The following is a 26,593-nucleotide window of genomic DNA, read 5'->3' as shown; positions in this document are numbered from 1 at the left end:
TTCCGCCGTGACGTTACGATCGACGCGCGTCAGCCCAGGATTAAGCCGGACGTCGGCACCCCGGTGCCAGCCGTCACCAAGACATGCTCGACGTTCGGGACCTGGTTCACCGAGGTGCCCCGAAGTTGGCGCACCCCTTCGGCGATGCCGTTCATGCCGTGGATATAGGCCTCCCCGAGCTGGCCGCCGTGTGTGTTGATGGGCAGCCGCCCGCCGATTTCGATCGCGCCGTCGGCGATGAAGTCCTTGGCTTCGCCTTTGCCGCAGAAACCCAACTCCTCCAACTGAATTAGCGTGAACGGAGTGAAGTGGTCGTAGAGCACCGCGGTCTGGATGTCGGCCGGCTTGAGCCCGGACTGCTGCCACAGTTGCCGACCGACCAGACCCATCTCGGGCAGGCCGTCGAGCTCGGGCCGGTAGTAACTGACCATGGTGTACTGGTCGGGGCTAGAGCCTTGAGCAGCCGCCTCGACGACAGCCGGCCGGTGCTTGAGGTCTTTCGCGCGCTCCACCGAGGTCACCACAATCGCGACCGCTCCGTCGGTCTCCTGACAGCAGTCCAGCAGCCGCAGCGGCTCGGCGATCCACCGCGAATTCTGGTGATCCTCAATCGTTATCGGCTTTTGGTAGAAATACGCCTTCGGGTTCTTCGCGGCATGTTTGCGGTCCGCCACTGAGATCACACCGAAGTCGCGGCTGGTCGCACCCGACAGGTGCATGTAGCGCCTGGCGATCATCGCGACCTGCGCGGCCGGGGTGGAAAGCCCATGCGGATACGAGAACGAGTTGTCCACGCCGGTGGAATCGGCGTTCTCCGTCAGCCGGGTCTGGACCTGGCCGAATCGCATTCCGGAGCGCTCGTTGAACGCACGATATGCCACAACCACATTGGCGATCCCGGTGGCGACAGCGATCGCCGCCTGCTGGATGATCGCGCACGCCGCGCCGCCGCCGTAGTGAATCTTGGAAAAGAACGTCAACTCGCCGATTCCCGCCGCCCGTGCGACGGCGATCTCGGTGTTGCTGTCCATTGTGAACGTGGTCAGCCCGTCGACGTCGGACGGGCTCAGCCCGGCGTCATCGAGTGCGTCTTGGACCGCTTCGGCGGCCAGCCGCAGTTCGCTGCGGCCGGAGTCTTTCGAGAAGTCTGTGGCCCCGATGCCGACGATCGCAGCCTTACCCGACAGCATCGCCACCGCCGATCGTCAGCGTGGTCGTCGCGATGACATGATCGCCAAGGCTGTTGCGGCCCACCACGTTCACTGTGATCACCCCACCCTCGATCGCGGTGACTTCACCGGAGAAGGTCACCGTGTCGTAGGCATACCACGGCACGCCCAGCCGCAGCGAAATCGACTTGATCAGCGCCGACGGGCCGGCCCAGTCAGTCACATACCGCTGCACCAGCCCGGTATCAGTCAGGATGTTGACGAAGATGTCCTTCGAGCCCTTGGCTTGTGCCTTGTCCCGGTCGTGGTGCACGTCTTGAAAGTCGCGGGTGGCCAACGCTGTCGAGATGATAAACGTGGGATCGCCGTAGATCGACAGCTCCGGCAGCTTGGTCCCGACTTGCACCGCTGGGGCGCTCATGTGTCCGGCTCCCAGGCGTAAAGTGTCCACTCCGGTCCGCTGTCGCTGGCCGGGAAGTCCAGATAGATTGCGCGAACCGGCATTCCGATCTCTACCTTCGCCGGGTCGACATTGCGCAGTTCGCCGAGCATGCGGACGCCTTCCTCCAGCTCGACCAAAGCGACGACGAAGGGCAGTGTGCGGCCGGGAACTTTCGGCGCATGGTGCACCACGTAGCTAAACACTGTGCCCTTGCCGCTGGCCACCACATAGTCGACCGGCGCTTCTTTGTCTTGCCAAACGGCCGGCACCGGCGGGTGCTGCAGGCTGCCGTCCGCGCGGCGCTGGATTCGCAGCTCGTGAGCGTTGACGCCGTCCCAGAAGAACTTCGTGTCACGCGAGGCTGCCGGCCGCATCAGAGCCGCTGGATCAAGGTCCTCGGGCACAGCTGGCCTGTCGGCATCCTTCGGCCGGAATTTGAGTATGCGCCAGTTCATTTCGGCTACGTCTTCGTCGCCGACCTGCCACACGATGTGCTGGTTGATGAACCAGCCTTCGCCCAGAGCGGTTTGTTTGGGCCCGATCACGTCGCCGAGTTCGGCGCTGACGCTGACTTCTTCGCCCGGGCGCAGATACCGGTGATAGGTCTGCTCGCAGTTGGTCGCCACCACCCCGACATAGCCGGCGTCGTCGAACAGCTGGATGATCCGGCCCAGCGGGTCGTCGTCAGGGCGGACACCACCTAGCCCCATCATCGTCCACACCTGAATCATGGCTGGCGGTGCCACAATTCCGGGATGACCGGCGGCATGGGCGGCTGCCTCGTCGACGTAGATCGGGTTGCGATCGCCGATGGCCTCGACCCAGTTGTTGATCATCGGCTGGTTCACTGGGTCGCGGCCCAACCGTGGCTTGCTTCGCCCAGCCGCCTTGACCTGTGCAACCGCTTCCTGGATGTCGCCCACCGTGGTCATCGCGGCACCCTCGGCACCTTGAGACCCGCGGCGGCGATCATTTCCCGCATTACCTCGTTGACACCGCCGCCGAACGTGATGACCAGGTTGCGTTTGGTCTGCACGTCCAACCACTCCAGCAGCTCGGCCGTGTGGGGCTCGGCGGGGTTGCCGAACCGGCCGACGATCTCCTCGGCAAGTCGGCCGATCGCTTGAACTCGTTCAGTGGAAAAGACTTTCGTCGCTGCGGCGTCCGCGACATCGATGGTCTCCCCCGCGGCGGCCACCTGCCAGTTCAGCAGCTCGTTGATGCGCCACACCGCGTGCATCTCACCGAGTGCCCGGCGCACGCCTGCGTGGTCGATCGGGGCCAGCCCGTCGGCCTGAGGCTTGCATGCCCAGGCGTGCACGCGATCGTAGATGCCGGCGATGCGCCCTGCCGGGCCGAGCATCACCCGTTCGTGGTTGAGCTGAGTGGTGATCAGCCGCCAGCCGTCGTTCTCCTTGCCGACCAACATGTCGACCGGCACCCGCACGTCGCTGTAGTAGCTGGCGTTGGTGTGATGCGCGCCGTCGTTGCTGATAATCGGCGTCCACGAGTATCCGGGATCCTTGGTGTCGACGATCAAAATCGAAATGCCTTTGTGTTTTGGGGCATTCGGATCGGTGCGGCACGCTAGCCAGATGTAGTCCGCTTCGTGTGCGCCGGTGGTGAAGATCTTCTGGCCGTTGACGATATAGTGGTCGCCGTCGCGGACCGCGGTGGTGCGCAGTGACGCCAGGTCGGTGCCGGCTTCCGGCTCGGTGTAGCCGATCGCAAAATGTATCTCACCGGCCAGGATCGCCGGCAGGAACTTCTTCTTCTGCTCTTCGGTGCCGTACACCTGCAGGGTGGGGCCGACGGTTTGCAGCGTGACATACGGCAGTTGCACGTCAGCCCGTGACGCTTCGTTGACGAAGATCTGCTGCTCGAGAGGCCCGAAACCGCGTCCGCCGTATTCCTTGGGCCAGCCCACACCCAGCCAGCCGTCACGGCCCATGCGCCGTACCACCTCCTGGTAGGCCTTGCCGTGCCTGTCGGTCTTCATCTCCTCCGCCTCTTCGGGCGTGAGCAGCGTCGAGAAGTATTGCCGCAGTTCGGCTTGCAGCTCGCGCTGTTCGGGGGTCAGGTCGATGAACATTGCGCTCCTACCAAACCGTCTGGATCGCGAGCCGCTGCACCCGGCTTCGCCGCGCTTGGGATCGCCACCAGGTCAAGACGATGCGACGGCCCGCCAAGCAACCGGGTCAGGTCCTTGATCGTGGAGTAGTAGCGGGTCATCGGGTAGGTGATATCGACGCCGATACCGCCATGCAAGTGGTGACAGGTTTGCATCACCGGCGGCGCCTGGGACGTCACCCAATACCCGAGCACGCCGAGGTCCTCGTCGGCATCAAGGCCCTCGGCCAGTCGCCAAATCACGGATTTGGCAGCTAAATCGATTGTGCGCGAGGCGATATAAACTTCAGCTAGTTGCGCGGCGACAGTCTGAAACGTCGACAGCGGTTTGCCGAACTGGTGCCGGTTGGCCACGTAGTCGGCGGTGAGCCGCAGCGCTCCGGCCACCAGCCCGTCGGCGTAGGCGCCGATCATCGCCAGCGCCAGCTGGTTGACCCGATCGACAGCAGCACCGGTCAACACATCCTGCTCTGAGACCGGCACGTCGGTAAACGTGACGGTGTACTCGTCGCTGCCATTGGACGTCGGGGTGCGGACCAGCTCGACACCGTCGGCGTTCGGCGACACCACGACCACGGCGCTGTCGGTGCTGACCACCATCCATTCCGCTTGCTCGGCATACCCGACACCCACCTTGGTTCCCGACAGCCGGCTGTGCACGAATGTTGTCGCCGGCCGCTCGGGCAGCGCTGCACCTGGTTCATTCAACGCGGCAGTCAGCACCGTCCCTTTGGCCACGCTGGCCAGGTAGCGGTCCTGCTGAGCCTCGGACGCCAACTCCCGCAGCGGCACCACACCAAATCCCAAGGTGGCCAACGCCGGCGTGATAACCGCGTGACGGCCCAGCTCGGTCAGCGCGGTCGCCACCTCGGCCAGGCCGACACCGTCACCGCCCAACCGTTCCGGCACCGGCAATGCCGTGACACCGCCGTCGACCAGCGCCTGCCAACTCGAATCCCGTTGCAGCACCGAGGTAACCACATCGGCGACAGCCTGCTGCGCCGCGTCAGGTGTGAAGTCCATCAGTGCGCGACCGGGCACTTGCCGGTGTAGTCGACCTGCCAGTGCTTGATCCCGTTCAGCCACCCGGAGCGCAGCCGCTCGGGCTCCGAGAGCGGTTTCAGGTCGGGCATATGGTCGGCCACCGCGTTGAAAATCAGCTCGATCGTCATCCGTGCCAAGTTAGCACCGATGCAGTAGTGCGCCCCGGTGCCGCCGAATCCGACGTGCGGGTTGGGATCGCGCAGGATATTGAAGGTGTAAGGGTCGTCGAAGACCTCTTCGTCGAAATTGGCCGAGCGGTAGAACATCACGACTCGCTGGCCCTTCTTGATCTGCACACCAGACAGTTCGTAGTCCTGGAGCGCGGTGCGCTGGAAACAGGTCACCGGGGTGGCCCAGCGGACGATCTCGTCAACCGCAGTCTGCGGGCGGTCCTTTTTGAACAGCTCCCATTGGTCGGGGTGTTCGGAAAACGCGATCATGCCGTGGGTGATGGAGTTTCGGGTGGTCTCGTTGCCGGCCACCGCGAGCATCACCACGAAAAAGCCGAACTCGTCGTCGGACAGCTTCTCGCCGTCGATGTCGGCCTGGATCAGCTGCGTGACGATGTCCTCGCCGGGATTCCTGGCCTTTTCCTCGGCCATCTTCATGGCGTACATGATCAGCTCGGCCGACGACGCCTTGGGATCGATATCGGCGTACTCGGGATCCTCGTTGCCGGTCATCTCGTTCGACCACCGGAACAACTTGTCGCGGTCGTCCTGCGGCACCCCGAGCAGGTCGGCGATTGCCTGCAACGGCAACTCGCACGACACCTGCTCGACGAAGTCGCCAGCACCCTGGGCGGCGGCCGTCTTGGCGATGGTTTGGGCGCGCCGGTTGAGCTCGTCGCGCAGCCGGCCGATGGCGCGCGGGGTAAAGCCGCGGGAGATGATCTTGCGCAGCCGGGTGTGGTGCGGCGCGTCCATGTTGAGCATCACGAACCGCTGCACCTCGATGTCCTCGCGCGCCATGTCGTCGGGGAAGCGTGGAATGACGCAGTTCTCGTAGCTGGAGAAGACGTCGCTGCGCAGCGACACCTCCTTGACGTCCTTGTGCTTGGTGATCGCCCAGTAGCCGCCGTCGTTGAAGCCGCCACCCTTGCCCGGCGCCTGTTCGATCCAGCGGATCGGCTCTGCTTTGCGCAGCTCGGCGAACTCCTTGACCGGCAGGCCCTTGACGTTGATGTCGGGGTCGAGAAAGTCGAACCCGGGGGCTAGATTGACGGTAGGCATCGGTGCGCTCCTCATTACAACGTGTTCTAGTGCCAGTAAAACATGGCTCCACCGCAGACAAAAGGCGCGAAGCATCGCCGCTTGTCAGAGTAATGAAACGTGTTCTAGCCTGACCGCATGGGTAAGCCGGTAATCGTTGAAGCCACCCGCAGCCCGATCGGGAAACGCAACGGATGGTTGTCGGGCCTGCACGCGACCGAACTGCTCGGTGCGGTGCAAAAGGCGCTGGTGCAGAAGGCCGGCATCGATGCCGGCGACGTCGAACAGGTGATCGGCGGCTGCGTGACGCAGTATGCCGAGCAGTCCAACAATGTCACCCGCACGTCCTGGCTGACCGTTGGCCTGCCCGAGCACGTCGGCGCCACCACCGTCGACTGCCAATGCGGCAGCGGGCAGCAGGCCAACCACTTGGTCGCGGGGCTCATCGCCGCGGGCGCCATCGACATCGGCATCGCCTGCGGCATCGAAGCGATGAGCCGGGTCGGGCTGGGCGCCAACGCGGGCCCGGAGCGCAACTGGCGAGCCGAGTCGTGGGACATCGACCTGCCCAACCAGTTCGAGGCCGCCGAGCGCATCGCCAAGCGGCGCGGCATCAGTCGGCGAGACATCGACGAGTTCGGGTTCCAGTCGCAACTGAAGGCCAAGCGGGCCTGGGACGAGGGTCGCTTCGACAGGGAAGTTTCGCCGATCGAGGCGCCGGTGCTTGACGAGCAGCACCAACCGACCGGTGACCGGCACACCGTGACGAGGGACCAGGGGCTGCGCGACACCACACTGGAGGGCTTGGCTCAGCTGAAGCCGGTGCTGGACGGCGGTATTCACACCGCGGGCACGTCGTCGCAGATCTCCGACGGCGCGGCCGCGGTGTTGTGGATGGACGAGGACAAGGCCAAGGCGCTGGGCTTGCGGCCGCGGGCGAGGATCGTCAGCCAGGCGCTGGTCGGCGCCGAGCCCTACTACCACCTGGACGGCCCGGTGCAGTCGACGGCGAAGGTGCTGGAGAAGGCCGGCATGAAGATCGGTGACATCGACCTGGTCGAGATCAACGAGGCGTTCGCCTCGGTGGTGCTGTCCTGGGCGCGGGTGCATGAGCCCGACATGGCCCGGGTCAACGTCAACGGCGGTGCGATCGCACTGGGTCATCCGGTGGGCTGCACGGGCAGCCGGCTGTTCACCACCGCGTTGCACGAGCTGGAGCGCAGCGACCAGAACACCGCGTTGATCACGATGTGTGCCGGCGGGGCATTGTCGACGGGCACCATCATCGAGCGCATCTAGTGGTTTCTGAGGCCGACCGGATTGCCGCCGCGCAGTCCTACATCGACGCGCTGGTCAGCCATGACGCCGACGCGGTGCCTTTTGCGCCGGGCTGCACGCGAATCGAGCAGGGGGTGCGGACCGGGTTTTCGGGAAACCATTTGCGCCGCAGCCTCAATCGTGGCTTGCAGTTCCGGCTGATCGCAGCGGCCAGTCAGCCCGAGTACACGGTCGTTGGCGACGAGGTGCGGGCAGTCTACGACGTGGTCACCAAACCCCGGCTGTTCGGCCGGCAGGTTGCGGCGCGGATCGACGAGACATTCGTGATCCCGGCCGACGACGGAATGATCCACCACATCACGGCGCAATTCCGCCCCTACATCCGCCGAACATAGGATCTCGCTCATGCCTTCGAAATCACCGCCGCGGTTTCTTAATTCGCCGTTCACCGACTTCGTCATCAAGTGGATGTCGCGGGTCAACACGTTCCTGTACCGCCGCGGCGGCGGCGAGGGTCTCGGCGGCACGTTCCAGAAGCGTCCGGTTGCGCTGTTGACCACCACCGGCCGCAAAACCGGACAACCGCGGGTGAGCCCGCTGCTCTACCTGCGCGACGGCGACCGGGTCATCCTGGTTGCATCCAGGGGCGGTTCGGCGAAAAACCCGATGTGGTACCTCAACCTCAAGGCCAACCCGCAGGTTCAGGTGCAGATCAAAAAAGAGGTGCTCAACCTGACCGCGCGGGATGCCACCGAGGAAGAGCGAGCGATGTACTGGCCGCAGCTGGTGGCGATGTATCCGTCGTACCAGGATTACCAGGCCTGGACGGACCGGACGATCCCGATCGTGGTCTGCGAACCCTAACCCGCGACGGGCCAGCGGCCTAACCACCCGACCCGTACACCGGCACCGGCGGTCGCGACTTGGCTAACAAGTCCCTGACCACCGGCCCAAGTTCCGCGGGATCCCAGCGCGCTCCCTTGTCGACCTGCGGGCCGTGCGCCCAGCCTTCGGCCACCCGGATCAGGCCACCCTCGACCTCGAACACTTTGCCGGTGACGTCCTTCGATTCCGCGCTGCCCAGCCAAACCACCAGCGGCGAAACGTTTTCCGGCGCCATCGCATCGAAGCCCTGGTCAGGTTTGGCCATGGTTTCAGCGAACACCTTCTCGGTCATCCGGGTGCGGGCGGCCGGGGCGATCGCGTTCACCGTCACCCCGTAGCGTCCCAGCTCTGCGGCGGCCACCAGCGTCAGCGCCGCGATCCCGGCCTTGGCCGCGCTGTAGTTGCCTTGCCCGACGCTGCCCTGCAGGCCGGCACCCGAGCTGGTGTTGATGATCCGGGCGTCCACCGATTCGCCGGCTTTCGCCCGCTCCCGCCAGTAGTCGGCGGCGTGCCGCATCGTGGCGAAATGGCCCTTGAGGTGTACGGCGATGACCGCGTCGAATTCCTCCTCGCTGGTGTTCGCGATCATTCGGTCTCGCACGATTCCGGCGTTGTTCACCAATACGTCGAGCCGGCCGAAAGTGTCGACTGCCGTGCGGATCAGGTTGGCTGCGCCGTTCCAGTCGGCGACGTCGTCGCCGTTGACGATCGCTTCTCCGCCGGCCGCCTTGATCTCCTCGACGACTGCATCTGCGGGACTGCGTTCACCGGCGCCCGTGCCGTCGAGGCCTACCCCGATGTCGTTGACCACCACTCGTGCGCCCTCGGCGGCGAACGCCAATGCGTGGGCGCGCCCGATACCGCGGCCCGCCCCGGTGACGATGACCACTCGGCCGTCGACTAAACCCATACCCGTTGCTCCTTTACTTGTTGGCGCTCGACGCGGCCAGATACGGCGGGGGCTCGCCGCCGCCGTGGACCGCCAATGTCGCCCCGCTGATGTATGACGCCAGGTCAGATGCCAAAAACGCTGCCGCCCAACCGATGTCGGCGGGTTTTGCCAACCGGCCCAGCGGCACGGTGGCTGCGACTCGAGCGATCGATGCGGCGTCACCGTAGAACAGCTCCGATTGCTCGGTCTCGACCATGCCGCCCACCACTGCGTTCACCCGCACCTTGGGGGCCCATTCGACCGCCAGTGTGGCAGTGAGGCTTTCGATCCCGGCCTTCGCGGCGCCGTATGCCGCCGTGCCGGGCGAGGGACGGCGGCCGCTGACCGAGGAGATGTTGACAATCGCACCGCCGTCGCGCTGTTGCATCAGCGCGTTAGCGCGTTGGGAAACCAGCAGGGCAGCAAGCAGGTTGAGCTCGATGATCTTGCGGTGAAACGTGTGCGTCGCCTCGGCGGCCAGCGCGTACGGCGATCCGCCCGCGTTGTTCACCAGCACGTCGATCCGCCCGTGCCGCTCGCCGATCGCATCGATCAACCGGTCGACCGCGTCCTCGTCTCGCACGTCGCAGGCGTGAAATTCGTAGGGCAACCCTTCGACCGCGCGGCGCGCGCAGGTCACCACCGTCGCACCCTGCTCGGCGAACACCGCGCTGATGCCGGCGCCGACCCCCCGCACGCCACCGGTCACCAGCACAACCCGACCGTCCAGACCCAAGTTGTAGGCGGGGGCTCCTTCGGCGCGGGTCACTGTGCTAGCGTACCAAGCAAGTGCTTGCTTAGGTAGCCGACCCCGGGAAGTGCCATGCCGATCACCTCCGCCACCATCGAGCCCGGCATAGTCGCCGTCACCGTCGACTATCCGCCGGTCAACGCGATTCCGTCGCGCGGCTGGTTTGAACTTGCCGACGCGGTGACGGCCGCAGGCCGCGAACCGGACACCCGCGTGGTGATCCTGCGGGCCGAGGGCCGCGGCTTCAACGCGGGAGTCGATATCAAGGAGATGCAGCGCACCGAGGGATTCACCGCGCTGATCGACGCCAACCGCGGCTGCTTTGCGGCGTTCAAAGCGGTCTATGAGTGCGCGGTGCCGGTGATCGCCGCGGTCAACGGGTTCTGCGTCGGCGGCGGCATCGGGCTGGTCGGCAACTCCGACGTCATCGTGGCCTCCGATGACGCGACCTTCGGCCTGCCCGAGGTGGAACGGGGCGCCCTGGGTGCGGCGACACATCTGTCACGTCTGGTGCCGCAGCACATGATGCGGCGGCTGTTCTTCACCGCCGCCACCGTCGACGCCGCCACGCTGCACCACTTCGGTTCGGTGCATGAGGTCGTGCCCCGAGAGCAGTTGGGCGAGGCCGCGTTACGGGTGGCCCGCGATATCGCCGCCAAGGACACCAGGGTGATCCGGGCCGCCAAGGAGGCGCTGAACTTCATCGACGTGCAGCGGGTCAACTCCAGTTACCGTATGGAACAAGGCTTTACGTTCGAACTCAATCTCGCGGGTGTTGCCGACGAGCACCGCGACGCATTTGTGAAGAAGTCATGAGCGATAAGAGAACCACTCTGGACGACGCCGTCGCTGAACTGCGTAGCGGCATGACCATCGGCATCGGCGGCTGGGGGTCGCGGCGCAAGCCGATGGCGTTCGTACGCGCGATCCTGCGCAGCGACGTCACCGACTTGACTGTGGTCACCTACGGCGGGCCGGACCTGGGGCTGCTGTGCTCGGCGGGCAAGGTGCGCCGCGTCTACTACGGATTTGTTTCGCTGGATTCGCCGCCGTTCTACGACCCGTGGTTCGCGCGCGCACGCACTCACGGTTTGATCGAGGCCCGTGAGATGGACGAGGGCATGCTGCGCTGCGGGCTGCAGGCGGCGGCTCAGCGGCTGCCGTTTCTGCCGATCCGCGCCGGGCTGGGCAGCTCGGTGCCGGAGTTTTTTGAGGGTGAGCTCAAGACCGTGACCTCGCCGTATCCCACGGACGGTCGGTACGAAACGCTGATCGCGATGCCCGCGCTGCACCTCGATGCGGCGTTCGTGCACATGAATCTTGGTGATGCACAAGGCAATGCGGCCTACACGGGGATCGATCCCTATTTCGACGACCTGTACTTGATGGCCGCGGAGAAACGCTTTCTGTCGGTGGAGTCTCTGGTGTCGACCGAGGAGCTGGTCAAGTCGGTGCCGCCACAGGCTCTGCTGGTGAACCGGATGATGGTCGACGCGGTGGTGGAGGCGCCGTTGGGGGCCCACTTCACCACTGCGGCTCCCGATTACGGCCGCGACGAGAGGTTTCAGCGCCATTACGTGGAAGCCGCGGCGTCGCAGGAGAGTTGGAGTCAGTTCGTGGCGACCTACCTGTCTGGCAGTGAAGCCGACTACCAGGCCGCAGTGCGGCAATTCGGAGCCTCGTCATGATCAGCCGAGCAGAAGTCTGCGTCATGGCCTGCGCCGAGCTGTTCCGCGATGCCGGCGAGATCCTGGTCAGCCCGATGACTACCGTGGCGTCGGTCGGCGCCCGGCTGGCCCGGTTGACGTTCTCCCCCGACATTCTGCTGACCGACGGGGAGGCTCAACTGCTGGCAGACACCCCGGCGCTAGGTGCTTCCGGCGCGATCGAGGGCTGGATGCCGTTCGGTCGCGTGTTCGAGACGCTGGCGTGGGGTCGGCGCCACGTGGTGATGGGCGCCAACCAGATTGACCGCTACGGCAACCAGAACATCTCGGCGCTCGGGCCGCTGCAACACCCGACCAGGCAGATGTTCGGGGTACGTGGCGCACCCGGCAACACCATCAACCACGCCACCAGCTACTGGGTCGGCAACCATTCGCCGCGGGTGTTCTGCGACGCCGTCGACGTGGTGTCCGGTATCGGCTACGACAAGATCGACCCGGGCAATCCGGCGTTCCGCTTCGTCAACGTCTACCGCGTGGTGACCAACCTCGGAGTGTTCGACTTCGGCGGACCCGACCACACGATGCGGGCGTTATCCCTGCACCCGGGCGTGCATGCCGACGACGTACGGCAAGCGACGTCGTTCGAAGTGCACGGGCTATCGGATGCCGATGAGACCAGGCCACCGACTGAGGACGACCTGCGGCTGATCCGTGAGGTGATCGACCCGAAGTCGTTGCGCGACAAAGAGGTACGATTGTGAATTATTCCGCCTCCTCCTCATCGCATCGCTCTGCATCGTCGGCGGTGGCGATGATTATTCCGCCTCCTCCTCATCGCATCGCTCTGCATCGTTGGCGGTGGCTATGAGGCTGCGCACCCCGCTGACCGAGCTGGTGGGTATAGAGCACCCTGTGGTGCAGACCGGTATGGGCTGGGTGGCCGGTGCTCGGCTGGTGTCCGCCACCGCCAATGCGGGTGGGCTGGGCATCCTGGCGTCGGCCACCATGACGCTGGACGAATTGGCCACCGCGATCGGTAAAGTCAAGTCGGCCACCGACAAACCGTTCGGAGTAAACATCCGCGCCGACGCCGCCGATGCCGGCGAGCGGGTCGAACTGATGATCCGCGAAGGCGTGAAGGTGGCGTCGTTCGCGTTAGCGCCTCGTCAGGAGCTGATCGCTCGGCTGAAAGAAGCGGGCGTCGTGGTGATTCCGTCGGTGGGCGCGGCCAAGCATGCCCGTAAGGTGGCCTCCTGGGGCGCAGACGCGGTGATCGTGCAGGGCGGCGAAGGCGGCGGGCACACCGGACCCGTTGCGACCACGCTGCTGCTGCCGTCGGTCCTTGACGCCGTCGACATCCCCGTGATTGCCGCGGGCGGGTTTTTCGACGGCCGCGGGCTGGCCGCTGCATTGTGCTACGGGGCAGCCGGTGTGGCGATGGGCACCCGGTTTCTGCTCACGTCGGATTCGACGGTTCCCGACGCGGTCAAGCGCCGCTACCTGGAAGCCGGCCTGGACGGCACCGTGGTCACCACCCGAGTCGACGGTATGCCGCACCGCGTGCTGCGCACCGAGCTGGTCGAGAAACTCGAAAGCGGTTCTCGGGCACGGGGTTTCGCTGCTGCAGTGCTGAACGCTGCCAAGTTCAAAAAGATGTCGGGCATGACCTGGCGGTCGATGATCCGCGACGGGTTGGCCATGCGCCACGGCAAGGACATGACCTTCTCGCAAGTGCTGATGGCGGCCAACACGCCAATGCTGCTAAAAGCCGGGCTGGTCGAGGGCAACACCGACGCCGGAGTGCTGGCGTCCGGTCAGGTAGCCGGCATCCTCGAGGACCTGCCCTCGTGTGCCGAGCTGATCGCCACGATCGTCAGCGACGCGATCAAGCACCTACAGGCGGCGTCGGCGCTGGTGGAGGGCTGCGGGCCGAGCTCGAGTCAACGGTCAAATTGGACAAATCGCACCCAATCAGGGCAAGGCACTTCCGGGGTTAGTTGATTACAACCAACAGATCTCCGCTTTCGACTTGGGCTGTCCGGGATACCGCAATTCGTGCAACTTTGCCGGATTTGGGTGCCGATACCGCAGCCTCCATCTTCATTGCCTCAAGAGTGGCTACAGTCTGACCGGCGTCAACTTCCGCACCGACGTCAACGGTGACGGTGACCACACCCGAAAATGGTGCTGCGATGTGGCCCGGGTTGCTGCGGTCGGCCTTTTCGGCGACAGGCACGTCAACGGCGACGCCTCGATCACGTACGAGCACGGGACGAAGCTGCCCGTTGAGGATGCACATGACCGTACGTATCCCGCGTTCGTCGGGGTCGGATATGGCTTCCAAGCCGATCAACAACTCCACGCCGCGCTCTAGCTCTACGCGGTGCTCTTCTCCGCGTCGCAACCCGTAGAAGAACTGGTTGTCGCTAAGCCGTGAGGTGTCGCCGTACTTCTCACGATGCGCCTCGAACTCTTTCGTCGGTCCGGGAAACAGCAGCCGATTCAGGGCAGCTTGCCTGGTGGCCCCCGCCAGGTTCAATGCGCGTTCGTCATCAACCGAAAGCGGCTGAGTCGGCGCCGCGGTAGGCCGTCCATGTAATGCCTTGGTACGCAGAGGTTCCGGCCATCCCCCTGGCGGTTCGCCGAGTTCGCCGCGCAGGAAGCCGATCACCGAATCCGGGATGTCGTAGCTGGCTGGATGCGCTGCGAAGTCCTCTGCACTGATTCCTGCGCTTACCAACGCGAGCGCCAGGTCCCCCACAACCTTGCTTGACGGGGTCACCTTGACCAGGCGCCCGAGGATGGCATCGGCGCTTGCGTAAGCGTTTTCGATGTCTTCGAACCGATCACCGAGCCCGAGCGCAATGGCCTGCTGCCGCAGGTTCGACAACTGTCCACCTGGAATCTCATGGCGGTACACCCGCCCGGTCGGCGCTGGTAGTCCGGATTCGAAGGGCGCGTAAACCTTTCGCAGTGCCTCCCAGTACGGCTCCAGATCGCACACTGCGGACAGCGACAACCCGGTGTCGAAGGGAGTTTGCGCCGCGGCGGCCACGATCGCGGACAACGCAGGCTGGCTTGTGGTCCCGGCCAGGGGCGCCGCGGCCCCGTCGACCGCGTTGGCTCCGGCGTGCCAGGCCGCCAGATATGTCGCCAGCTGCCCGCCTGGCGTGTCGTGAGTGTGTACGTGCACGGGCAGGTCGAACCGCGACTTGAGTGCCGACACCAGCGTCGCAGCCGCCGGTGCCCGCAGCAGCCCTGCCATGTCCTTGATCGCCAGCACGTGCGCGCCTGCCACAACAATCCGCTCAGCTAACTTCAGGTAATAGTCTAAGGTGTAGAGCTTTTCGGTCGGATCGCTGAGATCGCCGGTGTAAGACATCGCAACTTCAGCCACCGCCTTCCCGGTGTCCCGCACCGCGTCGATGGCCGGCCGCATGGAGTCGACATTGTTCAGTGCATCGAATATCCGGAAGATGTCGATGCCGGTTCGGGCTGCTTCCTCGACGAACGCCGTCGTGACAATCTCTGGGTATGGTGTGTAGCCCACCGTGTTGCGCCCCCGCAGCAGCATCTGTAGGCAGATGTTAGGAATGGTCTCACGCAACGCGGCCAGCCGCTGCCAGGGGTCCTCCTTCAAAAACCGCAGCGCCACATCGTAGGTCGCCCCGCCCCAGCACTCCACCGATAACAGCTGCGGCATCGTCCGCGCGATATAGGGCGCCACCTTGAGCAAGCCTGTAGTGCGGATCCGGGTCGCTAGCAACGACTGATGTGCGTCCCGAAACGTTGTATCGGTGACACCTAGGCTTCCGGATTCCCGCATCCACCTTGCGAATCCTTCCGGACCCAACTGGGTCAAGCGTTGTTTGGACCCTGGTGGCGGCGGCACCGACAGGTCGATCGCCGGCAGTTTGTCGTGCGGATACACGGTCGAGGTTCGCGGACCGTGCGGCTGATTGACCGTCACGTCGGCCAGGTAGCTGAGAATCTTGCTGCCGCGGTCGGCGCTCGAATGGGCCGTCAGCAACTGGGGGCGCTCATCGACGAACGATGTCGTCGCTCGGCCCGCAATGAAATCGGAATCGCCCAGCACCGCCTGCAGGAAGGCCGTGTTGGTCGTGACCCCGCGGATGCGAAACTCGGCCACTGCCCGACGTGCCCGGCGAACGGCGCTCGCGAAATCCCGGCCTCGACAAGTGAGTTTTACCAACATCGAGTCGAAGTGGGCCGATACCTCTGCACCCAAGTGAGTACCGTCGTCCAGTCGGATGCCGGCTCCCCCGGGCATGCGGTAGGCGGTGATGCGTCCTGTGTCAGGCCGAAAGCCGTTAGCGGGATCCTCAGTCGTGATCCGGCACTGCAGAGCCGCCCCGTGCGGGATGATCGCCTGCTGATCCAAACCGAGGTCGCGCAGGCTTTCTCCGGCGGCGATGCGTAACTGGCTCGACACCAGGTCGACGTCGGTGACCTCTTCGGTCACCGTGTGTTCCACCTGGATACGCGGATTCATCTCGATGAACACGTACTTGCCGCCGGCATCGACCAGAAACTCCACCGTGCCCGCGCAGGTATAACCGATACGCCGCGCGAACGTCACCGCATCCTCGCAGATCCTCTGGCGCAGTTCAGGGTCCAAGTTCGGCGCAGGTGCGACCTCGATGACCTTCTGGTGGCGGCGCTGCACGCTGCAGTCTCGCTCGTAGAGATGGATGACGTTTCCGTGATTGTCCGCCAGAATCTGCACCTCGATATGACGAGGGTTAGTCACCGCCTGCTCGAGGAACACCGTCGGGTCACCGAAAGCCGACTCGGCCTCCCGGGATGCAGCCTCGATCGCCTCGATTAGATCTGCGGGATCGGTCACCCGGCGCATTCCCCGGCCGCCGCCGCCAGCAACGGCCTTGACGAACAACGGCATCTGCATCGACGCAGCCGCTGCTACCAATTCCTCGGTCGAAGATGACGGTGCAGACGAATCCAGCACCGGCAGCCCTGCTGCCCGCGCCTCGGCGATCGCCCGCGCCTTGTTCCCGGTCAGCTGCAGTACCTCTTCGGACGGACCCACAAATTTGATCCCGGCCGAGACACAGGCCGCCGCCAGCTCCGGGTTTTCCGACAAGAAGCCGTAGCCCGGGTAGATTGCGTCAGCGCCACAGGCCTGCGCTGTCGACACGATCTCTTCGACGTTGAGATATGCCCGGACAGGATGCCCAGCCTCGCCGATCTGATACGACTCGTCGGCTTTGACCCGATGCGCCGAGTTGCGGTCTTCGACAGAGTACACCGCCACCGTACCCATGCCCAATTCGTAGGCCGCACGAAACGCCCGAATAGCGATCTCACCGCGGTTGGCAACCAGAACCTTCGAAATCACCGGCGATCACTTACCCATTTCAGGATTAGCGAATTACTCGAACCTCGCGTTCCGGCGGACCGACGTATTCGCTGAGCGGACAGATCAGAGAAGTCCACGATCTTCTCTTTCGAATAAGCCTGGCCTGCAACCATTCCGACGCTCACTTTCCTATACCGATTTCGAGCATGTCGTCATCACGGCCTTGTTGACGTCGCCGTACAGCGGGCCCTTCAACGCTCCGATGGCCGCCGTGACGGCGCTGTCGATGTGGGGCAGGGTAGAGGTGACCACTCGGGCGGCGGCTATCGAGGTGGCGAAGCCGTGCTCGTCGGAGGCGTCGACCACCACCTGCTCCGGAACATCGCCAAAGCACATGTGCAGGACGTTCTGTGCATAATTCATGTCGCTGTGCAGAGCAATGGGCTCTAGGCCACGCCGTCGGCGCGTATCGGCCACCACGATGGCTGGCAGCGCCGCGAACATGCGGAGCGACTTGGCGTAATTGGCACTTACGCCGCTGCTGTCCTCATCGAAGTCGTCGGATCCCATGTAGCTGATCCCGGTACGCACCACGTCCAGGGGATGGCACGTACCGGGCAGCTTTGCCACAAGCGACAGCGTGGTCCGGTTCAGACGGCAGGAGGCACGCCCTCGCTGCATGAAAAGCTCGAACTGCACCATGCGGACCACTGCATCGGCCAACAGCCGGTAAGGGTCGGTGAGCACCGGTCGGTGACCCTTGGGCTCTAGCACGTCGTCGGCCACCGAAACGGATGCACGTTCCTGCCAGTCAGCATCCAGCAGATCCAGCGGCAGGCCTCGGCGCAGGCAGATTTTCAGTAGCAGGTCTTCGGCGTGCAATGTCTCAATGTGGAATTCTGCGACGCCCGCCGCCGATAGCGTTGATTCGGCCGGCAATGCTATATATCTGTTGGAGTACAGCACATCTGACCATCGAGTGATCCTGACGTAACTGTACCTGCCTCGCCTGGCACCCTGCCATTTCGATTTGATTGTCCGAATCCTCGTAGGAGGCTGCCGCGCGCTGGCCGACACAGCTCTGAACAACTGGCCCCCGAACAATCCCCCGATGCATCCCCTCCATGCACGCCGCAAGAACCACAAACACCATCCCCGTGTGCGGCTACTCAGCCTCCGCGCACCCGCGGATCGTAGCGACTTGCAACCGCTCCAGTGCCCAGTTCGCGCCAGTGTGAACCAAAGGCGCCACCGCACCGCAGCTGTCGCAGCCATCTTTGATGATGTCTTGAACCCAGCGCGGTAAAGAATCCCGAAATCGAGGTTTGTATCTCTGATGCCGCAGTCGCCGAGATTTCGCGCATTGCGGTTTCTGCCACCGCGAACGCAGTTGATGCGTAGCCGGGCTAAAGCGAACCAACGTCCCCGCTGACGAGGATCAGTGGTCAACAACTGTCATCCGGACCGCTGAGCGGAGGAGCGCTGGGCCTGCAGCGGATCATAAAGATTGCGACGGCGATGCCGAGCACCAATAAACCTAATGCGCCCAGCTGAAGAAGCAGGCGGTTGAGCTCTTGGTCCGACTGGGGCTGCTCGAATGCCGCGGTCACGATCAGGATTCGTCGTACGGTGGCAATCAGCCCGATGAATAGGAAAGGCTCTACGGCAAGGGAAATTTCGCGATACAGCAGGACGGTGCGCAGCGTGTAAGCGAGTTCGCCAATAATGAGCACGAGCAGAATACGGTCGAGTGTTAAGATACCGCCTTCGAGTACGCTTACCTTGCCGTTCGCAGCTTGCACCATCGGCTGAACACCTCCGACAACCACCAGGACGGCGACCACCACGAGCTGCAGAAATGCGATCCCATAGACCGCCGATTCAAAATGCCCGACCAGATTGCCTACTCGATGGCTGAGCCGAGGATTCGCTGTAGCGCTCTTCGCCTCCGTTGATTGCGCCGCCCGCCCGACGGTCACATTGCGAGCCACCTTGCTAACCTTCAGCTGAGATTAGGGCGTTGAGACCGGGCAGCATTTTGCCCTCAAGGTACTCTAGCGACGCGCCGCCGCCGGTGGAAATGTGGGAGAAGCTGCCTCCCGGTAGCCCCAGCGCGCGTACCGCGGCCGCGGAGTCTCCGCCGCCGACCACGCTGAACGCACCCCTAGCAGTCGCGGCGGCAATAGCTTCGGCGACACCTCGGGTACCCGTGGCGAAGGCTGGGAACTCGAAGACGCCCATCGGGCCGTTCCAGAAGATCGTCTTGGCATTCGACAATAGTGCGCTGAACCGCGCCACCGACTCCGGACCGATATCCAGTCCCATCGTGTCGTTCGGGATTGCGTCGGCAGCGACAATCTCTCCTGGCGAGTCGGCGGCGAAGTTCTCGGTCACCACGATATCTACCGGCAGCTGCAGCATCGCGCCGTAGGTATCCAAAAGCCGGCAGCAGGTATAGATCATCTCCGGCTGCAGGAGTGAATTGCCAACCGAAACACCCTGCGCTGCAAGGAATGTATAGCACATTCCGCCACCGATGACGATGCTGTCTGCCCTGGCGGCCAATGCTTCTATCACACCGAGCTTGTCGGACACTTTCGACCCGCCAAGCACCACGGCATAGGGCCGCTCGATTGAACTAGTCAGCTGCTCAAGCACTCTCACCTCAGCGGCGACCAGCTTGCCGGCGTACGCCGGCAACAGCGTGGCGATGTCGTAAACGGAAGCCTGTTTGCGGTGCACCACACCGAATCCGTCTGAGACGAACGCGCCGTCCTCACCGACGAGCTCGACCAGTTGTTCTGCCAGCGCCACTCGCTCGCTATCGTCCTTGCTGGTCTCGCGTGGATCAAATCGGATGTTCTGTAACAACAGGATATCCCCGTCGGTCAAGGCCTTCGCACGGGCCAGCGCGTCGGAGCCGACGACGTCATCGGCCAACGGCACTGGCTGTCCCAGCTGGTCGCCGAGCGCTACGGCCGCCGGCGCCAGCGACAGCGTCGGATCGAACCCGCCTTTGGGCCGGCCCAGATGCGCAGTGACCACCACCCTGGCGCCGGCATCGAGAAGCGCTTTCAGCGTCGGCACCGAGGCACTGATGCGGCCGGTGTCGGCGATGGCACCGTTGTTACCGAGAGGGACGTTCAGGTCTGAGCGCACCAGCACGCCCCGGCCTGAAACTCCCTCTGCAAGAAGGTGTTCCAGAGTCCTGATGGTCATGGCTTACAGCGACTTGCCGACTAGCGCGACCAGGTCGACCAGGCGGTTGGAGTAGCCCCACTCGTTGTCGTACCAGGCCACCACCTTGGCCTGGTTGTCGATCACCTTGGTCAGGCCCGCGTCAAAGATCGCACTGTGCGGGTCGGTGACGATGTCACTGGACACTATCGGCGCGTCGTAATACTTCAGGATGCCCTTCATCCTGCCCCCAGCGGCCGCCTGGAAAGCCGCGTTGATCTCCTCGACGCTGGCGGGCTTGGCCAATTCCGCCGTGAAATCAGTGACCGAACCGGTGGGAATCGGTACGCGCATGGCATAACCGTCAAGCTTGCCCTGCAAATCGGGTAGCACCAGCCCAATAGCTTTTGCAGCGCCGGTCGAGGTCGGGACGATGTTCAGCGCGGCTGCGCGGGCGCGACGCAGGTCCTTATGCGGGCCGTCCTGCAGGTTCTGGTCCTGAGTGTAGGCATGGACAGTCGTCATCAGACCCTTGACGACGCCGAACTCGTCGTGAACCACCTTGGCCAGCGGCGCCAGGCAATTGGTCGTGCATGATGCGTTGGAGACGATGTCCTGGCTGCCGTCGTACCTGTCGTCGTTGACGCCGAGCACAATGGTGATATCCGGGTCGACAGCGGGTGCGGAGATGACCACCTTCTTGGCGCCGGCCTTCAGGTGCCCTTTGGCCTTGGCGGCATTGGTGAACCGGCCGGTGGACTCCACGACGACGTCCACCCCAAGATCGCCCCAGGGCATTGCGGCAGGCCCTTCCCTGACCTCCAGCGACTTGATCTCGGCGCTGCCGACGACAATGGTGTCATCGCCCTCGAGGCTGACATCTTGCGGCAGCCGACCCAGGATTGAGTCGAATTTGAGTAGATGCGCCAACGTAGCGTTGTCGGTGATGTCGTTGACGGCCACGACCTCGATATCGGTGCTGTTGCCTTGCGCCTGCTGTGCGAGCAAGGCTCGATAAAAATTGCGTCCAATCCGACCGAAGCCGTTAACACCTACACGGACCGCCACATCTGTCTCCTCGAGCGCTGATCATCCGACGCCGCCGATTTGGGCGACGCCCAATACAACACCGAAACGATAAAACAGGTTTGTGTTAGCCAACTCCCCCAGATAGGGGGCGCAGAAGTGGAATCCAACAAATAAGATGGCAACAAAAGGGCTTCTTAAAGCATCTCTGAGTCATGCACACATGATTCGCTGTGACCGGTGTGCTTTCCGGCATCAAGTCGAAGGGTGTTACTCGGCTTCGGCTGGTTGACAGCCTCTGATGCGACTCCGCCCAGCCCACCATTGCCGATGAACCTGCTCACAACTCGCCGCCGAAAGGGGGTTGGCCCCGTCATATGACGACCGGACCATGGCCGCCCCAGTGAAGTCCTGGTTGGCGGTGTAGTCGGTAGTGACCACGACCGTCGCTAGGTTGGCGGCTAGCGCAGCACGCAACCCCAGTGCCGAATCCTCCACTGCCAGCGCGTGCTCCGGCGGCAGATCGAGTCGTTCAAGTGCCCGCAGGTACACCTCGGGATGGGGCTTGAGCCGACTGACGTCGTCACCGGTCACAGTGGTCTCGACGATTCCGTCGCCGAGCAACTGCGCCAGCAGTGGCTCGACCCAAGCACGCTGGCCAGTGGTCGCCACTGCGATACAGATCCCCCGATCTACAAGGCTCTTCACCAAGGCCAGCAGCCCGGGTCTGGGTAAGATGTCACCGGCGAGGATCTGGGCGCGGAAGATTTCGGTCTTGGTCTGATGGATTTCTGCCGCAAGCTTGTCTGCGACGTCGCCAACACCACGCGCCCTCAAGTCGGCCGCGATACGCCGGTGGCCGCCGGTAATATTCAAGAGTCGACCGTATTCCTGTTCGTCCCAGGCGATGTCGAGGCCGTGTGCGGCGAACGCCGCGTTGAATGCCGGCCGGTGTCCATCGCGCTCAGTATCGGCCAGGGTGCCATCCACATCGAAGATCACCGCCGAGAGGACCGGGTGTCGAGCGTCGGAAGGGCTGCTACCGGGCACCATGTAACAAGTGGTGCAATAGGATGATCTGGGTAATCGCCAACGGTGTGCTGCGTTGGTTGGGACTGATCAGTCCAAGACACTTCGGAGCTGCTGTACGCGGGTCCCCCAGCGCCTCCCAGAGCATTTTCTCCGCGGCCGCGTTTTCTTCCGCCGTGGTGTAACCGTGAATGTGTACGCTGTCGACGGGACGGCCGTCGGTGTCACGAGCCAGCCGAAGGTGAATAGTCCGGGTCACGTCGGGCTGCAGAACCTCGGTGAGGTCGGGCTGGCGGATTGTCGGCCGCAGTATTAGTTCGGCAGACAGCGGCGTATCCGGTGGGTCGTTGCGTGTTGCGATAGGGGCGAATCGGACGACGATGTCGGCGTGGGCTCGCTGAGGTCGAACGTATTTCGCGGATTCGGCTTCGCTGGCGACGATTTCCGCCATAACCTGGTCCGTGGTGTAGCCCCGAGTGACGGTGTCGCGGTTTATTTTCCAGGCACGTCTGATCTCTTCGGGCGGGTCGAGGAATACCGTTACGTCGAAACAGGCTCGAGCAAGCTTGCTGTGTAATGGCAACAGGCCGTGGACGATGATGAAGTCCTTCGGTTCCACGAGTTCCGGACGAACGCGCCGACCGATGGAGTGATCGTAGACGGGCTTGAGGATCGGATGGCCGGTAGCCAGCAGCTGCAGGTGCTGTTCCAGGATGTCGATGTAGTTGCAGTCGGGGTGCAGTGGCGTGAACGGCTTGCCTCGCCGCTCCGCGCGATCGAACCGGTGATAGTCGTCGGCCGATATTGACACACAGCGGTCCGGTCCCAGCGCCTCGACCAGTCCTGCGGTGATGGTCGTTTTACCCGCAGCGCTGTCGCCGACGACCGCAAGCATCACCGGCCGACGACCGGTGCGAACGCGGCTAATTTGAAAGGTCTTGTCCGGCAACTTCTCTGGTCACCTCCAGCTAGCGGCGCGGCCTAGCACGGCAAGCGCCGCGTTGGCGATCGCGACCGGCGTCAATCCCAAATGCGCGGCCACCTGCGTTCCCGGGCCGGATTCACCGAACCGGTTCAAACCAATGACCGTATCGCAGTCGCTGCCGATCGCGCGCCAGCCGATCGGCACCCCGGCTTCTACCCACACTACCGGGGCATCACCCCAGGGTCGACACCCGCTGACAAGCGCCTGCTGCAGCCGCTCTCGCCACATCACGGAGATGACCGTGGCCCGCACGTCACGGGTGGCCAGCAGCTCGGCGGCCTCCAACGCCAGCGACACCTCCGAGCCGCTGGCAGCTAGCACAACGTCAGCCTCGTCAGCGTCGGTGTGCACCACACGGAAACCGTTGTCGCGTACCTGACCTATCCCGGCGCCGCCCAGCACTGGCACGTTCTGCCTGGTCAATATCAGCGCGGTCGGCCCGGATGTGTTGGTGGCGGCGATCTCCCAGGCCAACGCGGTCTCGGCAGCGTCCGCCGGCCGCAGCACGGTCAGCCCAGGGATCGCCCGCAGGGCTTCGATGTGTTCGATCGGCTGGTGTGTCGGCCCGTCCTCCCCAACGTAGACGGAATCGTGGGTGAAGATGTAAATGACCGGTTGGCGCATCAGCGCGGAAAGCCGCAGCGCCGGCCGCAGGTAGTCCGAGAAGACCAAAAAGGTGCTACCGAACGGCCGCAAGCCACCGTGCAGCGCGATGCCGTTCATCATCGCGGCCATCGCGTGTTCACGCACGCCGAAATGGATCGTGCGGCCACCATAGTCGTCGGCGCTCACGTCACCACCAGGGATGGCGGTATTGGTGGATGATGCCAAGTCGGCTGACCCGCCGACCAGCGCGGGGTACTCGGGGGCGAGCGCACGCAATGCTGCGCCCGATGCCTGCCGCGTTGCGCTCCGACCGCCCCCCGGGGTATCGAGTAGCGGAGCCAATACCGCGATGTCGCGCGGTGCGGGCGACCGGTCGAGTGGGAAATCGGCGGCAAGCTGGGGATGCGCGGCATTCCATTCGTCATAAACGCGCAGCCATTCGGCCCGTGCGGCAGCGCCTTCCGCCGCTAGCGCCGCCGTCGCCGACCGCACGACCTCGGGGACGTGGAAGGATTCGTGCGGCCAGCCGGCGCGGTCCCGCATCGTCGCGATCGTGTCGGCACCCAGCGGGGTGCCGTGTGCCTTTGGCGTTCCTTCGACACCGGGGGCCCCGTACCCGATCGTGGTGTGCAGCCGGATGAAGGTGGGAGCAGATTCGACGTCGCGGGCTTGCGTCAGCGCCGCGTCGATGGCCGCGATGTCGTTGCCGTCCCCGACCGACAGGGTGTGCCACCCGTAGGCAGCGAACCGCGCGGTCGCATCGTCGCGGCAGGTACGCTCGGCCGGGCCGTCGATGGTGACGTTGTTGTCATCGAAGATGACAGTCAGCCGGCCCAACCCGAGCCGCCCGGCCAGCGAGGCCGCTTCATGGCTGATTCCTTCCATCAGGTCACCGTCGCTGGCGAGCACCCAGGTGCGGTGGTCGACGATGCGATGCTGGCCGTTATTGCAGCGCGCCGCGAGCATGCGCTCGGCCAGCGCCATCCCGACAGCGTTCGCCAGGCCCTGACCAAGTGGTCCGGTCGTGGTCTCCACGCCAGGTGTATGGCCGTATTCGGGATGACCTGGAGTGCGCGAACCAAGTTGACGAAACCGGCGCAGGTCACCGAGGGAGATGTCATAGCCAAAAACGTGGAGCAGCGCGTAGAGCAGCGCCGAACCGTGACCCGCGGACAGCACAAACCGGTCGCGGTCGGGCCAGCTAGGGTCGGCCGGGTCGTGGCGCAGGTGGCGCGACCACAGCACCCACGCGGCTGGCGCAGTGCCCAGCGGCAGGCCGGGATGCCCACTGTTGGCCGCCTGCACCGCGTCCGCGGCCAGGAACCGCAACGTGGTGACGGCCAGCCAATCCAGCTTGTCGCTCAGGGCCTCCCGGTTGACAGTCGACGCAACGCTCACCAGGTCTCCATTCCCGCGGTGGCCGCGTCGCGCAAAGCCGCCACGCGCTGGGCCATCGTGCCTGGGCCGGCGAACAAGGCCGAGCCGGCGCAGAACACATCCGCACCCGCACGAGCGGCGGCACCGATTGTGGCTGCACCAATGCCACCGTCAACTTCGAGTTCGATTTTCAAACCGCGACGGTCGATTTCGGCGCGAGCCGCCGAAATCTTGCATTCCATCTCAGACAGATACCGCTGGCCACCGAATCCCGGGTTGACCGTCATCACCAGCAGCAAGTCAACCATATGCAACACATTGGTCACCGCTTCCAGCGGTGTAGATGGGTTCAACGCGACACCCGGCCGCGCACCCAGGTCGGCAATCGCAGACAATGTGCGGTGCAGATGCCGAGTAGCCTCAGCGTGCACGATGACGATTTCACAACCGGCTTCGACCCACCTCGACAGCATGGGATCGGGATCCTCGACCATCAAGTGCGCCTCGAAACCGAGCGTGACATGCCCCCGATTGGCGGCGATGACGTCGGGCCCGAAGGTCAGGTTCGGCACGAAACGGCCGTCCATCACGTCCCATTGAATCCGGTCCACACCGGCCTTCTCCAGTAGCTTGACTTGCTGGCCGAGTTCCGAAAAGTCTGCCGGCAGCACTGAAGCAACAACCATCGGCGCGCGCGTACCCACTCCAATTCCTCCTCGCGTCACCGCCGATGCTAGGGAGCGAATCTCTGGGGAGGTTCCCCCTGCGCGGGGGATTGACTGGGGTAGATGCCGCGCCAGGCGCGAAAGCCGGATGACGGCACGACGGGCCGCCTATATGGTGTGGGCATGGTGACGGAAGTCACGCGTCCGGTACGAGTTGTATTGGTTGATGACCACGAAGTGGTCATTGAGGGTCTCAAGGCGATGCTGGCCGGCTTTGCCAGCCGGGTGCGCGTCGTCGGGCACGCCGTGGGAGCTGAACAGGCGCTGAAAGTTGTTGAGAGCCTCGACCCCGACGTGGTGCTATGCGACATTCGCATGAAGGACTCCAGCGGACTGGACCTGTGTTTGGCTCTGCACCAACGTGATCCGCAGCGCAAGATAGTGATGCTGTCGGTGTATGACGACGAGCAATATTTGTTCCAGGCATTGCGGGTCGGGGCGTCGGGCTACTTGCTCAAGAGCATTGGTAGCGAAGAGCTGGTCCGGCAACTGGAACGAGTTGGCGAAGGCCAGACTGCGATCGACCCCGCGATGGCGGCCAGATCGGTCGACACCGCCGCACGCATTCAGCGCGACGAGTTCTGGCCCGGTGCCCGCCAGGGCTTGACGCCTCGGGAAAGCGAGATCCTGTCCTACATGGTGTCCGGCCTGTCCAACCGCGCCATCGCCAAGAAGCTGGTGATCGGCGACGAGACGGTCAAGACTCACCTCCGTTCGATCTACCGCAAGCTGGGGGTTACCGATCGCACCAGTGCGGTGGCCACTGCGCTGCGAGAAGGCATATACCAGTGACGAATCCGGCCGCGCACGTACCGGCGCGAA

At 64.1% G+C, this 26,593-nt stretch carries 23 protein-coding genes and 2 pseudogenes; 8 read left to right on the top strand and 17 right to left on the bottom strand.

Annotated features, from left to right (window positions below):
* Positions 1-29: 29 nt before the first annotated feature.
* From MYXE_RS02895 to MYXE_RS02870, 6 genes are read right to left on the bottom strand one after another with little or no spacing between them, the layout of a single operon-like run.
* A complete protein-coding gene (locus tag MYXE_RS02895; protein WP_003923131.1) occupies positions 30-1,190 on the bottom strand; it encodes a lipid-transfer protein in 1,161 nt (386 codons plus the stop codon).
* Entirely contained in the window at positions 1,177-1,590 is a 414-nt protein-coding gene (locus MYXE_RS02890) for a MaoC family dehydratase (RefSeq protein WP_003923130.1), read from the bottom strand. Before MYXE_RS02890 ends, MYXE_RS02895 begins: the two co-directional genes overlap by 14 nt.
* Positions 1,587-2,543, bottom strand: a complete 957-nt coding sequence (locus MYXE_RS02885; protein ID WP_112649990.1) for a bifunctional MaoC family dehydratase N-terminal/OB-fold nucleic acid binding domain-containing protein — start codon at positions 2,541-2,543, stop codon at positions 1,587-1,589. Before MYXE_RS02885 ends, MYXE_RS02890 begins: the two co-directional genes overlap by 4 nt.
* On the bottom strand, positions 2,540-3,703 hold the full coding sequence (gene fadE29 / locus MYXE_RS02880) for an acyl-CoA dehydrogenase FadE29 (RefSeq protein WP_085194843.1): 1,164 nt from the start codon (positions 3,701-3,703) through the stop codon (positions 2,540-2,542). Before fadE29 ends, MYXE_RS02885 begins: the two co-directional genes overlap by 4 nt.
* On the bottom strand, positions 3,688-4,764 hold the full coding sequence (locus MYXE_RS02875; protein ID WP_085194887.1) for an acyl-CoA dehydrogenase family protein: 1,077 nt from the start codon (positions 4,762-4,764) through the stop codon (positions 3,688-3,690). Before MYXE_RS02875 ends, fadE29 begins: the two co-directional genes overlap by 16 nt.
* Positions 4,764-6,017, bottom strand: coding sequence for a cytochrome P450 (locus MYXE_RS02870; RefSeq protein ID WP_003923126.1), 1,254 nt, complete (start codon positions 6,015-6,017; stop codon positions 4,764-4,766). Before MYXE_RS02870 ends, MYXE_RS02875 begins: the two co-directional genes overlap by 1 nt.
* 117 nt (positions 6,018-6,134) lie before the next feature.
* On the opposite strand from MYXE_RS02870, the gene MYXE_RS02865 reads away from it, so the two are divergent.
* The 3 genes from MYXE_RS02865 to MYXE_RS02855 are packed head-to-tail and all read left to right on the top strand — an operon-like array spanning position 6,135 to position 8,138.
* On the top strand, positions 6,135-7,295 hold the full coding sequence (locus MYXE_RS02865; RefSeq protein ID WP_003923125.1) for a steroid 3-ketoacyl-CoA thiolase: 1,161 nt from the start codon (positions 6,135-6,137) through the stop codon (positions 7,293-7,295).
* Complete coding sequence (locus MYXE_RS02860; protein WP_003923124.1) at positions 7,295-7,669, top strand: hypothetical protein; 375 nt, start codon at positions 7,295-7,297, stop codon at positions 7,667-7,669. The genes MYXE_RS02865 and MYXE_RS02860 overlap by 1 nt, the downstream gene beginning before the upstream one ends.
* A 10-nt stretch (positions 7,670-7,679) precedes the next feature.
* Positions 7,680-8,138, top strand: coding sequence for a nitroreductase family deazaflavin-dependent oxidoreductase (locus tag MYXE_RS02855; protein WP_003923123.1), 459 nt, complete (start codon positions 7,680-7,682; stop codon positions 8,136-8,138).
* Positions 8,139-8,157: 19 nt separating this feature from the next.
* On the opposite strand, the gene MYXE_RS02850 is transcribed toward MYXE_RS02855, so the two are convergent.
* Both MYXE_RS02850 and MYXE_RS02845 read right to left on the bottom strand, forming a co-directional pair.
* The gene (locus tag MYXE_RS02850; RefSeq protein WP_085194845.1) at positions 8,158-9,069 is read right to left on the bottom strand and encodes an SDR family oxidoreductase; all 912 of its coding nucleotides are present in this window, start codon (positions 9,067-9,069) and stop codon (positions 8,158-8,160) included.
* Between the two features lie 13 nt (positions 9,070-9,082).
* Entirely contained in the window at positions 9,083-9,859 is a 777-nt protein-coding gene (locus MYXE_RS02845) for an SDR family oxidoreductase (protein ID WP_085194847.1), read from the bottom strand.
* A 54-nt stretch (positions 9,860-9,913) separates the two neighbouring features.
* Between MYXE_RS02845 and echA20 the strand changes: the two genes are divergently transcribed.
* The 4 genes and pseudogenes from echA20 to ipdC form a co-directional block, all read left to right on the top strand.
* Positions 9,914-10,657 (top strand): (7aS)-7a-methyl-1,5-dioxo-2,3,5,6,7,7a-hexahydro-1H-indene-carboxyl-CoA hydrolase, encoded by a 744-nt coding sequence (gene echA20 / locus MYXE_RS02840; protein ID WP_003923120.1) that lies wholly within the window; start codon positions 9,914-9,916, stop codon positions 10,655-10,657.
* On the top strand, positions 10,654-11,529 hold the full coding sequence (gene ipdA, locus MYXE_RS02835) for a cholesterol ring-cleaving hydrolase subunit IpdA (RefSeq protein ID WP_085194849.1): 876 nt from the start codon (positions 10,654-10,656) through the stop codon (positions 11,527-11,529). The genes echA20 and ipdA overlap by 4 nt, the downstream gene beginning before the upstream one ends.
* Entirely contained in the window at positions 11,526-12,269 is a 744-nt protein-coding gene (gene ipdB, locus MYXE_RS02830; protein ID WP_085194851.1) for a cholesterol ring-cleaving hydrolase subunit IpdB, read from the top strand. Before ipdA ends, ipdB begins: the two co-directional genes overlap by 4 nt.
* A gap of 103 nt (positions 12,270-12,372) precedes the next feature.
* Positions 12,373-13,428 (top strand): annotated as a pseudogene (gene ipdC, locus MYXE_RS02825) ((3aS,4S,5R,7aS)-5-hydroxy-7a-methyl-1-oxo-octahydro-1H-indene-4-carboxyl-CoA dehydrogenase); the annotation flags it as partial.
* Between the two features lie 73 nt (positions 13,429-13,501).
* Here the strand turns inward: ipdC and MYXE_RS02820 are convergent.
* From MYXE_RS02820 to rpe, 9 genes and pseudogenes are all read right to left on the bottom strand, one after another.
* Positions 13,502-16,885 (bottom strand): pyruvate carboxylase, encoded by a 3,384-nt coding sequence (locus MYXE_RS02820; RefSeq protein ID WP_085194853.1) that lies wholly within the window; start codon positions 16,883-16,885, stop codon positions 13,502-13,504.
* Between the two features lie 145 nt (positions 16,886-17,030).
* A pseudogene (locus tag MYXE_RS24175) lies at positions 17,031-17,542 on the bottom strand (citrate/2-methylcitrate synthase); the annotation flags it as partial.
* Between the two features lie 749 nt (positions 17,543-18,291).
* Complete coding sequence (locus MYXE_RS02810) at positions 18,292-18,825, bottom strand: phosphate-starvation-inducible PsiE family protein (RefSeq protein WP_161552035.1); 534 nt, start codon at positions 18,823-18,825, stop codon at positions 18,292-18,294.
* A 16-nt stretch (positions 18,826-18,841) separates the two neighbouring features.
* Positions 18,842-20,065, bottom strand: coding sequence for a phosphoglycerate kinase (locus tag MYXE_RS02805; protein ID WP_085194857.1), 1,224 nt, complete (start codon positions 20,063-20,065; stop codon positions 18,842-18,844).
* Positions 20,066-20,068: 3 nt separating this feature from the next.
* Positions 20,069-21,091 carry a type I glyceraldehyde-3-phosphate dehydrogenase gene (gene gap / locus MYXE_RS02800; RefSeq protein WP_085194859.1) on the bottom strand — a complete coding sequence of 341 codons (1,023 nt, stop codon included), beginning with the start codon at positions 21,089-21,091 and terminating at the stop codon, positions 20,069-20,071.
* A 228-nt stretch (positions 21,092-21,319) separates the two neighbouring features.
* Positions 21,320-22,102, bottom strand: coding sequence for an HAD-IA family hydrolase (locus MYXE_RS02795; RefSeq protein ID WP_085194861.1), 783 nt, complete (start codon positions 22,100-22,102; stop codon positions 21,320-21,322).
* Positions 22,089-23,027 (bottom strand): phosphoribulokinase, encoded by a 939-nt coding sequence (locus MYXE_RS02790; protein ID WP_085194863.1) that lies wholly within the window; start codon positions 23,025-23,027, stop codon positions 22,089-22,091. The genes MYXE_RS02795 and MYXE_RS02790 overlap by 14 nt, the downstream gene beginning before the upstream one ends.
* 9 nt (positions 23,028-23,036) lie before the next feature.
* Positions 23,037-25,067 (bottom strand): transketolase, encoded by a 2,031-nt coding sequence (tkt, locus tag MYXE_RS02785; RefSeq protein ID WP_197904883.1) that lies wholly within the window; start codon positions 25,065-25,067, stop codon positions 23,037-23,039.
* A complete protein-coding gene (rpe, locus tag MYXE_RS02780) occupies positions 25,064-25,750 on the bottom strand; it encodes a ribulose-phosphate 3-epimerase (protein ID WP_232061712.1) in 687 nt (228 codons plus the stop codon). Before rpe ends, tkt begins: the two co-directional genes overlap by 4 nt.
* Positions 25,751-25,894: 144 nt before the next feature.
* Between rpe and MYXE_RS02775 the strand changes: the two genes are divergently transcribed.
* Positions 25,895-26,563, top strand: coding sequence for a response regulator (locus MYXE_RS02775; protein WP_085194891.1), 669 nt, complete (start codon positions 25,895-25,897; stop codon positions 26,561-26,563).
* Positions 26,564-26,593: the final 30 nt, after the last annotated feature.

This window comes from Mycobacterium xenopi (assembly GCF_009936235.1).
In the GTDB taxonomy this organism is placed as follows: domain Bacteria; phylum Actinomycetota; class Actinomycetes; order Mycobacteriales; family Mycobacteriaceae; genus Mycobacterium; species Mycobacterium xenopi.
This window is presented reverse-complemented; position numbering and strand designations above follow the sequence as displayed.

Excerpts from the sequence above, each read along its gene's own strand:
- MYXE_RS02895 (WP_003923131.1), bottom strand. The coding sequence starts at position 1,190 with ATGCTGTCGGGTAAGGCTGCGATCGTCGGCATCGGGGCCACAGACTTC.
- MYXE_RS02890 (WP_003923130.1), bottom strand. The coding sequence starts at position 1,590 with ATGAGCGCCCCAGCGGTGCAAGTCGGGACCAAGCTGCCGGAGCTGTCG.
- MYXE_RS02885 (WP_112649990.1), bottom strand. The coding sequence starts at position 2,543 with ATGACCACGGTGGGCGACATCCAGGAAGCGGTTGCACAGGTCAAGGCG.
- fadE29 (WP_085194843.1), bottom strand. The coding sequence starts at position 3,703 with ATGTTCATCGACCTGACCCCCGAACAGCGCGAGCTGCAAGCCGAACTG.
- MYXE_RS02875 (WP_085194887.1), bottom strand. The coding sequence starts at position 4,764 with ATGGACTTCACACCTGACGCGGCGCAGCAGGCTGTCGCCGATGTGGTT.
- MYXE_RS02870 (WP_003923126.1), bottom strand. The coding sequence starts at position 6,017 with ATGCCTACCGTCAATCTAGCCCCCGGGTTCGACTTTCTCGACCCCGAC.
- MYXE_RS02865 (WP_003923125.1), top strand. The coding sequence starts at position 6,135 with ATGGGTAAGCCGGTAATCGTTGAAGCCACCCGCAGCCCGATCGGGAAA.
- MYXE_RS02855 (WP_003923123.1), top strand. The coding sequence starts at position 7,680 with ATGCCTTCGAAATCACCGCCGCGGTTTCTTAATTCGCCGTTCACCGAC.
- MYXE_RS02850 (WP_085194845.1), bottom strand. The coding sequence starts at position 9,069 with ATGGGTTTAGTCGACGGCCGAGTGGTCATCGTCACCGGGGCGGGCCGC.
- echA20 (WP_003923120.1), top strand. The coding sequence starts at position 9,914 with ATGCCGATCACCTCCGCCACCATCGAGCCCGGCATAGTCGCCGTCACC.
- ipdA (WP_085194849.1), top strand. The coding sequence starts at position 10,654 with ATGAGCGATAAGAGAACCACTCTGGACGACGCCGTCGCTGAACTGCGT.
- ipdB (WP_085194851.1), top strand. The coding sequence starts at position 11,526 with ATGATCAGCCGAGCAGAAGTCTGCGTCATGGCCTGCGCCGAGCTGTTC.
- MYXE_RS02805 (WP_085194857.1), bottom strand. The coding sequence starts at position 20,065 with ATGACCATCAGGACTCTGGAACACCTTCTTGCAGAGGGAGTTTCAGGC.
- MYXE_RS02795 (WP_085194861.1), bottom strand. The coding sequence starts at position 22,102 with ATGGTGCCCGGTAGCAGCCCTTCCGACGCTCGACACCCGGTCCTCTCG.
- MYXE_RS02775 (WP_085194891.1), top strand. The coding sequence starts at position 25,895 with ATGGTGACGGAAGTCACGCGTCCGGTACGAGTTGTATTGGTTGATGAC.